Origin of the sequence: Bacillus sp. 3255, from assembly GCF_031456485.1 — a bacterium.
In the GTDB taxonomy this organism is placed as follows: Bacteria; Bacillota; Bacilli; order Paenibacillales; family NBRC-103111; genus Paenibacillus_E.
Genome location: NZ_JAVDUS010000034.1, coordinates 1 through 13,224 on the forward strand (window position 1 = coordinate 1; position 13,224 = coordinate 13,224).

Genomic DNA, 13,224 nt, shown 5'->3' on the forward strand with positions numbered 1-13,224 from the left:
TCCCATCTCGAACACGACCGTTAAGCCCTCCAGCGTCGATGGTACTTGAACCGCAGGGTTCTGGGAGAGTAGAACGTTGCCAAGCACGAGAGAAAACCTTTCTGAGAGAAATCTCAGGGAGGTTTTTTTGTTTTTGCACGGGCGCCCCAAAAAAAGGAACACCCCCTGACGTTAAGCAGGGGTTTTTCTGTAAATACTGAAAGTAGACTGTGAAATGGTCAGATTTATTAGGGCTCGGCAATGTTTGGAGTCAGTACTTGTCAAAAAGAAAGGAAATGATTATAATCTAGTTAAGGTCAAAGAAAGTCAAAGTCAATCAAAGTCAATCAATTTACTTCTAGCAGTCTGGGAGGATGAATTGATGCGTAACGTATCAGAAATAATTGAGCAATATTTAAAGCACGTCCTGCAGCAAAGCTCGGAGGGAGCCATCGAGATCCAGCGCAACGATCTTGCCGACCAATTCCAATGCGTGCCTTCGCAGATCAATTATGTGATCAGTACAAGGTTCACGCTGGAGAAGGGCTATCTGGTGGAGAGTAAGCGCGGCGGCGGCGGGTACATTCGTATCCAGAAGATTGAGCTTAAGAGCCATGGATCGATTCTCGATCATATTTTCCGCACGATCCATACCCATATCGATCAAGTGGCTTCGGAAGGGCTCATTTACCAGCTGCAGGAGGGCCAATATATTTCAACCCGAGAAGCCAACCTGATTCGGGCAGCGATATCGAGAGATGTGTTGACCTTCAAGCTCCCGCTGCGCGATGAAATTCGGGCCAAGATTCTCAAAGCGATGCTGATATCCTTGCTTAGCAGATGAGGAGGCATAGAAAATGATTTGTCAGGAATGCGGGAAGCGCCCGGCGACTCTTCATTTTACGAAGATTGTGAATGGCGATAAGAACGAGTTCCACATTTGTGAGAACTGTGCCCGTGAGAAGGGCGAGATGATCCCGGGGACCTCCGGCGGATTCTCAATTCATAATCTGTTGTCGGGGTTGCTTGATTTCGAACCGTCGTCCATGTCCGCCGCGAAAACGCAAGCGGTCCGTTGTGAGAATTGTGGACTTACGTACTCGCAGTTTAGCAAGCTAGGCCGGTTCGGCTGCGGGTCCTGCTATCAAAGCTTTTCCGAGAAGTTAGATCCTCTCTTCAAGAGAGTGCATGGCAACACCGTCCATGTGGGCAAAATCCCCAAACGAAGCGGCGGCATCATTCAGAGCAAGCGAGAAATCGAGACGCTGAAGAAGGATATGATGGCCTGCATTGAAGCGGAGGAATTCGAGCAAGCGGCGAAGATCAGGGATCAAATTCGCGACATTGAGAAGAAAATCGCGGGCATGTGATTATGTAAGGAAGGTGTGAATCCAGTGACACTACAGCGGTTTACAGGAGATGCATTAAGCGAGTGGATGAAGGGCGACGGACCGGAATCGGATATCGTGATCAGCAGCCGGATCCGTATCGCACGCAACCTTAGAGACTACCCTTATCCCATGCTGGCTACCAATCAACAATCACAAGAGGTGCTAGATCAGCTATCCGGCGTGCTTGAGAACGACGAATTGGAGACGATCAGCAACTTTTCGCTAATTCCGCTGTCGGACCTGAATGAGCTTGAGCGAATGGTGCTTGTTGAGAAGCATTTAATCAGTCCTAATTTAGCTAACGAATCCCGTAACGGTGCCGTTATTTTAAGCGAAAATGAATCCATCTCCATCATGATCAACGAGGAAGATCATCTTCGCATACAATGCTTATGCCCAGGCTTTCAGATCAAGGAAGTTTGGGACTTGGCGAACCAGATTGACGATATTTTTGAAACTCAATTGGATTACGGCTATGATGAGAAGAAGGGCTACTTAACCAGCTGCCCAACGAACGTCGGAACCGGTATCCGGGCTTCGGTTATGATGCATTTGCCGGCTTTGGTGCTGACCCAACAAATCAATCGAATTTTATCCGCTGTTACACAAGTTGGATTAACGGTTAGAGGATTATATGGGGAAGGCAGCGAAGCATTAGGTAATCTGTTCCAAATATCGAATCAGATTACTTTGGGCCAATCCGAAGACGAGATTATTGAGAATTTGCACAGTGTCGCAAGACAAATTATTGAGCATGAGCGTGCCGCCAGGCATAAGCTGATGCAAGAGTCTCGAATGCGTATCATTGACCGGGTGAACCGCTCGCTTGGCATTCTGTCCTATGCGGGAATCATGGATTCGAAGGAAGCCGCGCAGCGCCTGTCCGATGTGCGACTCGGCATTGATCTTGGTATTATCAACAATGTCTCACCGAATGTGTTGAATGAACTGCTGGTGATGACGCAGCCGGGCTTCCTGCAGCAATATGCAGGGGAGAAGCTGAACGCAGACGAACGCGATATGCGCAGAGCCGAGCTGATTCGAGAGAAGTTCGGCAGGATCTAAACGAAGGAAGATTCATCCTTTAGGTTTACCATAGATATACTACTTTTGGAGGTGTTCTCTATGATGTTTGGCAGATTTACGGAACGTGCGCAGAAGGTGCTTTCTTTGGCTCAAGAGGAAGCGGTCCGCTTAGGACATAACAATATTGGGACTGAGCATATTTTGCTGGGACTGATTCGTGAAGGGGAAGGTATTGCTGCTAAAGCACTCGTTGCCTTAGGATTAGGTCTTGAGAAAATTCAAGACGAAGTCGAATCTCTAATCGGCAGAGGACAAGAACAGCCTACCAACATTGCGTATACGCCTAGAGCCAAAAAGGTTATCGAGCTTTCCATGGATGAAGCAAGGAAATTAGGCCACACTTATGTGGGGACTGAACATATTCTGCTAGGGCTCATTCGCGAAGGCGAAGGCGTAGCGGCTAGGGTATTGAACAACCTGGGCGTTTCGCTGAACAAAGCCCGTCAGCAAGTGCTTCAATTGCTGGGCAGCAGCGAGACCGTGTCCCCAAGTCACGGGACCAGCCAGAATGTGAACACGCCTACACTTGACGGTTTGGCGAGAGATCTGACCGCCTATGCCAAGGAAGGCCATCTGGACCCGGTAATCGGGCGCAGTAAAGAAATCGAGCGCGTGATCCAGGTGCTCAGCCGCAGAACGAAGAACAATCCGGTGCTCATCGGTGAGCCTGGGGTCGGTAAAACGGCGATTGCCGAAGGCCTTGCCCAGAAGATTATCAACAATGAAATTCCAGAAACGTTGAAGGACAAAAGGGTCATGACCCTCGACATGGGATCCGTTGTCGCAGGCACCAAATACCGCGGTGAATTCGAAGACCGCCTCAAAAAAATTATGGACGAAATTCGTCAAGCCGGGAACATCGTGCTCTTCATTGACGAGCTGCACACGCTGATCGGCGCAGGCGGGGCGGAAGGCGCGATCGATGCCTCCAACATCCTGAAGCCGGCTTTGGCCAGAGGCGAGCTGCAGTGCATCGGGGCGACAACGCTTGACGAGTACCGCAAATATATCGAGAAGGATGCCGCATTGGAGCGCCGCTTCCAGCCGATTACGGTGGATCAGCCGTCTCCGGAGGAAGCGATCCAAATTCTCTATGGACTTCGCGATCGTTACGAAGCGCATCACCGCGTGAAAATTACAGACTTGGCCATTCAAGAGGCCGTTAAACTGTCCGACCGTTATATTACGGATCGTTTCCTGCCGGATAAAGCGATCGACTTGATCGATGAGGCCAGCTCCAAAGTAAGACTTCGTTCTTACACCATACCGCCTTCATTGAAGCAGCTGGAGAATAAGCTGGAGGATATCCGCAAGGAGAAGGATGCCGCGGTACAAAGCCAGGAATTCGAGAAAGCGGCTGGACTTCGCGATACTGAGCAGAAGCTTCGTGAAGAGCTGGATACAACGAAGAACGATTGGAAAGAGAAACAAGGACGTCTGGATACGGAAGTAACGCCGGACGATATCGCTCAGATCGTAGCGAGCTGGACCGGTATCCCGGTTAGCAAGCTGGCTGAAGAAGAGACGGAGCGTCTGCTCAAGATGGAGGATATTCTTCATGAGCGCGTGATCGGACAAGAGGAAGCGGTGAAAGCCGTCAGCCGTGCGATCCGCCGCGCCAGAGCAGGCCTCAAAGATCCGAAGCGTCCGATGGGCTCCTTCATTTTCTTAGGACCTACAGGTGTCGGTAAAACGGAGCTGGCGCGCGCCTTGGCTGAATCCCTATTCGGCGATGACAATGCGGTAGTCCGGATCGACATGTCGGAGTACATGGAGAAGCACTCGACGTCCCGACTTGTCGGAGCGCCTCCAGGATATGTGGGCTACGAGGAAGGCGGTCAACTGACAGAGAAAGTTCGCCGCAAACCTTACTCCGTTGTACTGCTCGATGAGATCGAGAAAGCACATCCGGAAGTATTCAATATCCTGCTGCAAGTGCTGGAAGATGGACGTCTGACGGATTCCAAAGGACGTACGGTCGATTTCCGCAACACGCTGATCATCATGACCTCCAACGTCGGTGCGGAAACGATTAAGAAGAACTCTTCCCTTGGCTTTACAGCTGCCATTGACGCCGGCAAAGACTACTCCAACATGAGAGACAAAGTGATGGGCGAGCTGAAGAAAAGCTTCCGTCCTGAGTTCCTCAACCGGATCGACGAAATTATCGTCTTCCACTCCTTGGATGAGAAACACATCGGCGAAATCGTTAGCTTGATGGCGGATGATCTTCGCAAACGTCTGAAAGAGCAAGATGTTGATTTCTTGCTGACGGATAAAGCAAAATCGTTCTTGGCCAAAGAAGGATATGATCCAACTTATGGCGCACGTCCGCTTCGCAGAGCGATTCAGAAGCATATCGAGGACCGCTTGTCCGAGGAGCTGCTCAAAGGCAATATTGCCAAAGGCGATTCCTTAACCATTGACGAGCAAGACGGTGAACTGGTCGTCCAACGGGGCGAAGGGGTAGCCGCGAAATAAAGCAAGCAAAGAAGCATTTTGCTGCATCCACGATGGGTGCGGCAAAATGCTTTTTATTTGCAGATGACCTTTCATGGACATCATAAAAATGGTAAACTTTATTGGTAAGGATAGCCAAATATTGAATTGTAAGATGTTAAGGAGTCATTTACGCCATGAGTAAACAGAAAACCAAATTTTGCTGTCAAGAATGTGGCTATGAATCGCCGAAATGGATGGGCAAATGCCCCGGCTGTCAATCTTGGAACACGATGGTGGAAGAAATCGAAACGGTTGTGCGCACGAAGGGCATGAATTCTTCTGCCCCGCGAACGAAAGAAAAACCGACCCCCATCATACATATAGAAAGTAGTCCGGAGCCCAGGGTTGTAACCCGCAATAAGGAATTAAACCGCGTCTTGGGCGGAGGCATCGTGCCCGGATCTTTGATCCTCGTGGGCGGAGATCCGGGAATCGGGAAGTCGACCTTGCTGCTTCAAACCTCACATGAACTTACGCAAGCAGAGCAGAAAGTGCTTTATATATCGGGGGAAGAATCTGTCAAACAGACGAAGCTGCGTGCGGATCGTTTGAACGCCGCTTCGCCGCTGCTGTACGTGCTCTGCGAAACGAATCTGGAGCTGATCGAAGAAGCCATTCAAGAGATTGAACCGGATTTTCTGGTGATCGACTCGATCCAGACGGTCTATCACCCTGCGATCACTTCAGCGCCGGGGACCGTTTCGCAAGTTCGGGAATGCACGGGTCATTTTATGAGAATAGCTAAGGGGAAAGGTATTGCAACGGTCCTTGTCGGCCATGTGACCAAGGAAGGTGCCATTGCGGGACCGCGAATGTTGGAGCACATGGTGGATTGCGTGCTTTATTTCGAGGGGGAGCGCCACCATTCGTACCGGGTGCTTCGCGCCGTCAAGAATCGATTCGGTTCGACGAACGAAATCGGGATTTTCGAAATGCAGGAATCGGGCCTCGTGGAAGTTAGCAATCCCTCTGAATTATTCCTATCTGAGAGACCTCTCGGCGTTGCCGGTTCAACCGTCGTAGCTAGTATGGAGGGCACGCGTCCGGTTCTGGTAGAAATCCAGGCCCTCGTCTCTTCGACGAACTTTCCTTCGCCCAGAAGGATGGCGACCGGTGTCGATCATAACCGCCTTTCCCTGATTATTGCCGTTCTTGAGAAGCGTATGGGCATGTTTTTGCAAAATCAAGATGCCTATCTGAACGTGGCCGGCGGTGTCAAGCTTGACGAACCGGCTGTCGATTTGGCCATCGCGATCAGTATCGCTTCCAGCTTCCGGGATCAAGCGACCCAGCCGTTCGATGTGGTGTTCGGTGAAATCGGCTTGACCGGCGAAGTCCGCGGCGTGTCCCGGATCGACCAACGTGTGAAAGAAGCGGAGAAGCTGGGGTTCCGCAGAGTCATTATGCCGGAGAAAAGTTTGAAGGGGTGGACCCATCCGCCCGGTATGGAGATTATCGGAGTGAATACAGTGTCCGAAGCATTGAAAGCGGCATTGGGCTAGCTCGTGAATCATTCAACCTGCAAGCCTTCAGGAGGAAACTATGAGTAAAGATGAGATCAAGCGTGACGTGATGAGCCAATTGCTCCAGATGGTGGCACCTGGTACATCGTTCCGTGACGGATTGGAGAATGTCCTGCGCGCCAAAACGGGCGGACTGATCGTCGTAGGTTACAGTGCGGAAGTGAGGGAGATCGTCGATGGCGGGTTTTCGATCGATTGCGAATTTTCCCCCAACTATTTATATGAGCTTGCCAAAATGGACGGAGCGATTATTCTCAGCGAGGATATCAAGCGAATTCTATATGCGAACACGCAATTAATCCCGGACTCCTCCATCTCCTCCTCAGAGACCGGTATCCGTCATCGGACCGCTGAGCGGGTGGCGAAGCAGACGAATAAGCTCGTTGTATCCATTTCGCAGAGGCGCAACGTAATTACTCTGTACCAAGGCAATTTGCGCTATGCGCTCAAAGATATCGGCGTCATCTTGACCAAAGCGAATCAAGCCATCCAAACGCTGGAGCGTTACAAGGTGGTGTTGGATCAGTCGCTGACGAATTTGAGCGCATCGGAGTTCGAAGAGTTAGTCACGCTGCACGATGTGACCAACGTAATTGCCCGTTTCGAGATGGTGCTGCGCATTAAGGCCGAAATCAACCGATATATTAATGAGCTTGGGAATGAAGGCCGGTTGATCAGCATGCAATTAGAAGAACTTGTCGGGAATGCGGAACTTGAAGCGCGTTTGCTCGTAAAAGATTATGTAAGAGAATTATCCGAGGATCGCGTCAAAGACATGCAAGCAGGCTTGAAGCGTCTTTCTTCGGATGAGCTGCTTGAACCGCACCAAATTATTCGATTGCTCGGCTACCCGCATTCCAATTCGATCGTAGAAGAGCCGGTTTCCCCTCGCGGGTTCCGGATTCTTGGGAAGATACCGCGGCTTCCCTCGATCATTATTGCGAATCTGGTGGAGAAATTCGGCTACCTGCCTCACATGATGATGGCGACGATTGAGGAATTGGATGAAGTTGACGGCATCGGAGAGGTAAGGGCCCGCGCCATTAAGGAAGGCCTCAAAAGAATTCAAGAACAAGTGTTCATTGACAGACATATTTAAAGTAGATACAATCATAAAGTATCATTGTTGAGGTTTTATAAAGTCAAGTTTAGGGCATAGTAAATCCAGAGGTGGACAAAAAAATATGTTAACGAAATCAATTCCCAGTCTTTTTACAGTAGGGAACTTATTCCTCGGTGTTCTGTCGATTATTCTCGCTTTCAGCGGTGAGCACGGCGTTGCAGCAGTGCTGGTCATTGTCGCTATGTTGCTCGATGGACTTGACGGTCGTGTAGCCCGCGCGTTGAATGCACAGAGTGAATTTGGTAAAGAGCTAGACTCGCTGTCCGATGTTATTTCTTTCGGTGTGGCGCCTGCCTTTATCATGTATGTTGTAGCGTTCAACGATCCGCATGTGATCAGTCCGGCATTCGCTTGGATCGTCACCGCAATCTTCCCAATCTGTGGAGCGCTTCGGTTGGCTCGCTTTAATGTCGTTGCCGGTACGCCTGGCTATTTCATCGGATTGCCGATTCCGGCTGCAGGCGGTGTGCTGTGTACATTGGCATTGTTTGTGAATGAAATTAACGTGTATGTTCTGTTGGTAAGTACAATTCTATTGTCTTATTTGATGGTAAGTACAGTGAAATATCCGAACTTCAAGAAAGCCGGCATTCCGAAAGCAGCGATCTGGATCACGCCTGTGATTGTGGCCGTTGCCGTACTCATCGCGATCAAGTGGCCGGAGTCAATCTCCAAAATGATCTTCGTACCGCTTCTGCTGTACGCGCTGTACGGCCTAAAAAAAAACGTTGATGGCTTCTTCATCCGAATCCGCAGAAAGAACAAAAGACGCGGCGTAGAGGATCCGAACTCCGTTAAATCCGACGTTTAATCTCCATACCGCAAAAATAAAAAGCATTTATTTTCTCTCTGGATGAGCAGAAGAAAATAAATGCTTTTTTGCTGTTCATGTGCATTGTCTTGATCATGACATGTTGAAAAGGCCCAAGGTTGAGCATTTCTTGGATTCGTTCTCTACGACTTGCTCCAAATTGACGCCGAGAATGTTGCTCAGTGCAGACATATAGAACAGATTCCTGCCCAATTCACTGCTCACGACCTCGATGCATTGCTCACATAAGTGACCGGTTACATGAGTGCCGAGTACGTTCTTCGCTTCGTTCAGAGTCATCTCTGGATGATACTCTTGCTTAGCTGCGTTAACCTGAATACATCCGCATTCTGTAATGGACTTCACCACGGAACGGTTGGCAGCTGCGCCTGACTGTTGGAACTTGGATAAGACGTCAAGCAGACTTCGGTGACGGAGCAACAATTCGGAAACCTGATCTTGAAACTGCTTTAAAGTCAAGGAGCTCATTCCATCCACCTCGGGTGTGTTGGTAACTTCCAATTTCATTATAATGGAAGGCCCTTAATATTTCAATTTTCCGAGAGCAGAAGTGATTAATAAGGGATAAATTGGAACATAATTGTAAGGAGGCTGTTATTAATAAGTTGATGTAGGAGGTGAATCTATGATGAGAAAATGGGTGCAATTCATTTTAGCCGTCATGGGTGGTAGTTTAGGATATGGATGGAGCGAGTCAATCGTACGAACGACAGGTTTCATGAGCGATTCAGGCAAGATCATAGTTTTGAATAGTATGTGCGCTGGGGTCATGTTCTTTCTTTCATTGTGGGTTGCCGGTAAGGGAATGAAGCTCCTGATCCAAGGAGAAAAGAATGTGGCGGACATTCCTGCGTCCGATTTGCTCTCAGGCACGTTAGGGCTCGTCATCGGACTTCTCGTATCCGTTATGGTGTTCCCTGTGCTGCAGCAGGCGACGTGGGCGGGTCCCTTTTTACCTTTCGTCGTATCGGCGGTTCTAGCCGTCATGGGATTCCGTATCGGTTACAGCAAGAGGGAGGAGCTAGTCCAGATTATGGCCAAGAGCCGGTCGGCTGCTCCGGAGAAAGGGACGCACAGGCCTTACGAGGAACATAAGATTCTCGATACCAGCGTCATTATTGACGGTCGTATTGCGGATATTTGCAAAACGGGATTTATCGAAGGAACGCTCGTGATACCGGAGTTCGTGTTGGAAGAGCTGCAGCATATTGCGGATTCGTCGGACTTGCTGAAGCGCAACCGGGGCCGGCGAGGGCTCGATATTTTGAATAAAATCCAGAAGGAACTTGAAGTGAAAGTGCTGATCTACGAAGGCGATTTCGAAGAAATATCGGAAGTCGACAGCAAGCTGGTACGATTGGCTAAGGTGCTTCAGGGCAAAGTCATCACAAATGATTTCAACTTGAATAAAGTATGCGAGCTGCAGGGTGTTTCGGTGCTCAACATTAATGACCTTGCGAATGCCGTGAAGCCTGTGGTCCTGCCTGGTGAAGAAATTATCGTTCAAGTCATTAAAGACGGCAAGGAGCATGGACAAGGCGTAGCCTACCTGGATGACGGGACGATGATCGTCGTGGAAGGCGGCCGTGAATTCATCGGGATGACGCTTGAAGTGATGGTGACCAGCGTTCTACAGACATCGGCGGGGCGGATGATTTTCGCGAAACCGAAACTATTGGAAAAAGCGCAGTAAAACCAGTATGATGGGAGATGTAACATAGCTCTTACCAGTTGCTTGGAAAGTATAAGTTTTATACTTTTGCTTTGCATCAACCATGACAAACCCTTTCGTCCTATATGGACGACGGAGTCGTTCATCCATGGGTCTATGCTTACGTAGAAAGCTTTCGAACGAAAGCGCTTAGTCGGAGGGCTTATGGGGAAGCTGGGAGTCATCATCGTAGCTGCGGGCAAAGGCTCGCGCATGGGAACGGCGGAAAGCAAACAATATTTACAGCTGGGACAGAAGCCGATTCTGGTACATACGTTGCAATTATTTCAAAACATACATGAAGTGAATGAAATCATTTTGGTTGTGGGTGGAAATGACGTAGAGCGCTGTGCAGGTTATGTACAAGCCTACGGTCTTTCCAAGGTCACTCATGTGCTGGCAGGCGGCGCGGAGCGTCAAGACTCTGTTCGGCAAGGCCTAGCGGCTTTGGCCAAGGACACGGATTGGGTGCTCGTGCATGACGGAGTGCGGCCTTTCGTTAAGAGGGAACATGTGTTCGAATGTCTGGCGAAGGCGCAGGAACAGGATGCAGCTGTGCTGGCTGTCCCTGTGAAGGATACGATCAAAGTCGTAGATACCGACAAAAGAATTCAATCAACACCGGATAGACGAAGCTTGTGGGCCATCCAAACCCCGCAGGCTTTTCGGCTTTCCCTTCTGCGGGAGGCGCATGAACGGGCGCTTCAGGAGGGCTTCATGGGTACCGATGATGCGATGCTGGTGGAGCGGATAGGAACAACGGTGTATGTCGTCGAAGGAGACTATTACAATATCAAGATCACAACACCGGAAGATTTGCCATGGGCGGAATGGATTTTACAACACGTTAGGGGAGAGAGACAATCATGATTCGCGTAGGTCAAGGATTTGATGTGCATCAATTGGTGGAAGGACGCAAGTGTATTATCGGAGGCGTAACGATTCCTTATGAGAAAGGGCTGCTCGGGCATTCCGATGCCGATGTGCTCCTGCATGCGATCAGCGACGCGATCCTGGGCGCACTGGGCTTGGGAGATATCGGCAAGCATTTCCCGGACACGGCCGCCGAGTTCAAGGATGCGGACAGCCTGGTACTGCTCAAGCATGTATGGCAGCTGGCGAAGGACCGAGGCTACCGTCTGGGCAATGCGGATTCCACGATCATTGCCCAGAAGCCTAAGATGGCGCCGTATATTCCGCAAATGGCCGAGATTATCGCGGAGGCGCTCGATGCGCAGGTGGATCAAATCAATGTGAAAGCGACAACGACGGAGCAATTGGGCTTCACAGGCCGCGGCGAAGGTATTGCTGCTCAATCGGTTGTTTGTTTAATTCGAGATGTGCTAGAATAGCAGGTATTATTGGGAGAAGGGGTACAGTCATGAACCAACCATTACGTGTGCGTTATGCACCTAGTCCTACGGGACATTTGCATATTGGCGGTGCTCGTACGGCACTGTTCGATTACTTGCTGGCCCGCCGCCATGGCGGAGCTTTCGTTGTGCGTTTCGAGGATACCGATCAGACTCGTCATAAGGAATCGGGGATCGAGGACCAGTTGAATGGTCTGAGATGGCTTGGCTTGGAGTGGGATGAGAGTGTAGACATCGGGGGCCCATACGCACCATACCGTCAGATGGAGAGATTGGATATTTACAAGACCTATCTGGATCAATTGCTGCAGAGCGGGCATGCTTACCCGTGCTATTGTTCGGAAGCCGACCTGGAGCAGGAGCGGGCCGAACAGGAGGCGCGCGGCGAGATGGGCGGATATTCCGGGAAATGCCGCCATTTGACAGCGGAGCAGCGTGCTGCTTTTGAATCGGAAGGCCGCAAGCCTTCGACGCGCTTCCTTGTGCCGGCAGACCGTGTAATTGCTTTTGAAGACAAGGTGCGCGAGCATGTGGAATTCGATTCCAATGGCATAGGCGATTTCATTATCGCTCGTCCGGACGGGATTCCGACGTATAACTTCGCTGTTATCGTGGACGATCATACCATGAAGATCAACCTGGTGATCCGCGGGGAGGAGCATCTGTCCAACACGCCTAGACAAATCCTTATGTATGAGGCTCTGGGCATGCCGGTTCCGGAATTTGCTCACTTGGCGTTGATTCTGAATCAAGACCGGAAGAAAATGAGCAAACGGGATGAGTCCATCATCCAGTTCATCGAACAGTACCGGGAGTTAGGTTACCTGCCGGAGGCCGTCGTCAATTTCATTGCGCTGCTCGGTTGGTCGCCGGGCGGTGAAGAAGAGATGTTCACCAAGGAAGAGTTAATCGCTCAGTTTGACCTCGATCGCGTGTCGAAGAGTCCGGCTGTGTTCGATATGGACAAATTGAATTGGATGAACAATGCCTACTTGAAAAAGGCTCCGCTCTCCCGCGTAGTCGACCTGTGTGTGCCGCATTTGCAGAAAGCCGGCTATATTCCGAACCAGCTGGATGAAGCGGGCCAAGAGTGGGTAACGGCGCTGGTCGGCCTGAATCAGGAAAGAATGCGTTTCGCCGCAGAAATTGTCGAATTGTCGAGCATCTTCTTCAAAGAAGAGCTGGTGATCGACGAGGAGGCTGCCGCCGTTCTGAAGGAAGAGCATGTGCCGGTAGTGTTGTCCAGCTTCTTGACGCAAGTGGAGGGGGCCGAGGCTTTCACGGTGGAAGCGATCCCTGCCTTGCTGAAGCAAGTGCAGAAGGATACGGGCTTCAAAGGGAAGCAGCTGTTCATGTCCATTCGTTCTGCACTCACAGGACAGGTGCACGGACCGGATTTGAATGTATCTTTGTACCTGCTGGGCAAAGAAAAAGTCGCTTCGCGTCTAAGGAACTTATTGTAATAGACAGTGCTTTTCGTTATACTTAATCCAATAACGATTGCAATGATCAGGAGAGTACGCTTATTTAGGGTTTTTCAGAGAGGATAATCGGAGCCGCGAGGCTTGCGGCTGTGAGTTATCCATTCCCTATAAACGGAAATGCACCTGGGAGCTGCTACGCCGAATACTCGGAAGACGAGTAAAGTAGGCGCAGCCGGATTACCCACGTTACGGGGACTTGAGTTGGGAGACTTCCGAGTCA

Annotated in this window: 12 protein-coding genes and 1 rRNA gene; 12 read left to right on the forward strand and 1 reads right to left on the reverse strand. The window is 50.2% G+C overall.

Going from position 1 to position 13,224, the window contains the following annotated elements; genetic code table 11:
• The 8 genes from rrf to pssA form a co-directional block, all read left to right on the forward strand.
• Positions 1-85: ribosomal RNA gene (gene rrf, locus J2X61_RS36610) — 5S ribosomal RNA — on the forward strand; the annotation flags it as partial.
• 276 nt (positions 86-361) lie between these two features.
• Positions 362-823 carry a CtsR family transcriptional regulator gene (locus tag J2X61_RS34715; protein WP_274473317.1) on the forward strand — a complete coding sequence of 154 codons (462 nt, stop codon included), beginning with the start codon at positions 362-364 and terminating at the stop codon, positions 821-823.
• Positions 824-836: 13 nt separating this feature from the next.
• Positions 837-1,349 (forward strand): protein-arginine kinase activator protein McsA, encoded by a 513-nt coding sequence (mcsA, locus tag J2X61_RS34720; RefSeq protein ID WP_274473315.1) that lies wholly within the window; start codon positions 837-839, stop codon positions 1,347-1,349.
• Between the two features lie 66 nt (positions 1,350-1,415).
• A complete protein-coding gene (gene mcsB / locus J2X61_RS34725) occupies positions 1,416-2,435 on the forward strand; it encodes a protein-arginine kinase McsB (protein WP_379241305.1) in 1,020 nt (339 codons plus the stop codon).
• A gap of 60 nt (positions 2,436-2,495) precedes the next feature.
• The gene (gene clpC / locus J2X61_RS34730; protein WP_274473311.1) at positions 2,496-4,937 is read left to right on the forward strand and encodes an ATP-dependent protease ATP-binding subunit ClpC; all 2,442 of its coding nucleotides are present in this window, start codon (positions 2,496-2,498) and stop codon (positions 4,935-4,937) included.
• Between the two features lie 155 nt (positions 4,938-5,092).
• Positions 5,093-6,460, forward strand: coding sequence for a DNA repair protein RadA (gene radA, locus J2X61_RS34735; RefSeq protein ID WP_274473309.1), 1,368 nt, complete (start codon positions 5,093-5,095; stop codon positions 6,458-6,460).
• A 40-nt stretch (positions 6,461-6,500) separates the two neighbouring features.
• A complete protein-coding gene (disA, locus tag J2X61_RS34740) occupies positions 6,501-7,580 on the forward strand; it encodes a DNA integrity scanning diadenylate cyclase DisA (RefSeq protein ID WP_274473308.1) in 1,080 nt (359 codons plus the stop codon).
• Between the two features lie 85 nt (positions 7,581-7,665).
• The gene (gene pssA / locus J2X61_RS34745; RefSeq protein WP_274473307.1) at positions 7,666-8,415 is read left to right on the forward strand and encodes a CDP-diacylglycerol--serine O-phosphatidyltransferase; all 750 of its coding nucleotides are present in this window, start codon (positions 7,666-7,668) and stop codon (positions 8,413-8,415) included.
• A gap of 93 nt (positions 8,416-8,508) precedes the next feature.
• On the opposite strand, the gene J2X61_RS34750 is transcribed toward pssA, so the two are convergent.
• Positions 8,509-8,904: a DUF1573 domain-containing protein gene (locus J2X61_RS34750; protein ID WP_274473319.1), complete on the reverse strand. Its 396-nt coding sequence runs from the start codon at positions 8,902-8,904 to the stop codon at positions 8,509-8,511.
• Between the two features lie 157 nt (positions 8,905-9,061).
• On the opposite strand from J2X61_RS34750, the gene J2X61_RS34755 reads away from it, so the two are divergent.
• From J2X61_RS34755 to gltX, 4 genes are all read left to right on the forward strand, one after another.
• Positions 9,062-10,129, forward strand: coding sequence for a PIN/TRAM domain-containing protein (locus J2X61_RS34755; RefSeq protein ID WP_274473306.1), 1,068 nt, complete (start codon positions 9,062-9,064; stop codon positions 10,127-10,129).
• Between the two features lie 183 nt (positions 10,130-10,312).
• Positions 10,313-11,017, forward strand: a complete 705-nt coding sequence (gene ispD, locus J2X61_RS34760; protein WP_274473305.1) for a 2-C-methyl-D-erythritol 4-phosphate cytidylyltransferase — start codon at positions 10,313-10,315, stop codon at positions 11,015-11,017.
• The gene (gene ispF, locus J2X61_RS34765; protein WP_274473304.1) at positions 11,014-11,499 is read left to right on the forward strand and encodes a 2-C-methyl-D-erythritol 2,4-cyclodiphosphate synthase; all 486 of its coding nucleotides are present in this window, start codon (positions 11,014-11,016) and stop codon (positions 11,497-11,499) included. Before ispD ends, ispF begins: the two co-directional genes overlap by 4 nt.
• Positions 11,500-11,528: 29 nt before the next feature.
• Positions 11,529-12,983 (forward strand): glutamate--tRNA ligase, encoded by a 1,455-nt coding sequence (gene gltX / locus J2X61_RS34770; RefSeq protein ID WP_274473303.1) that lies wholly within the window; start codon positions 11,529-11,531, stop codon positions 12,981-12,983.
• Positions 12,984-13,224 lie beyond the last annotated feature (241 nt).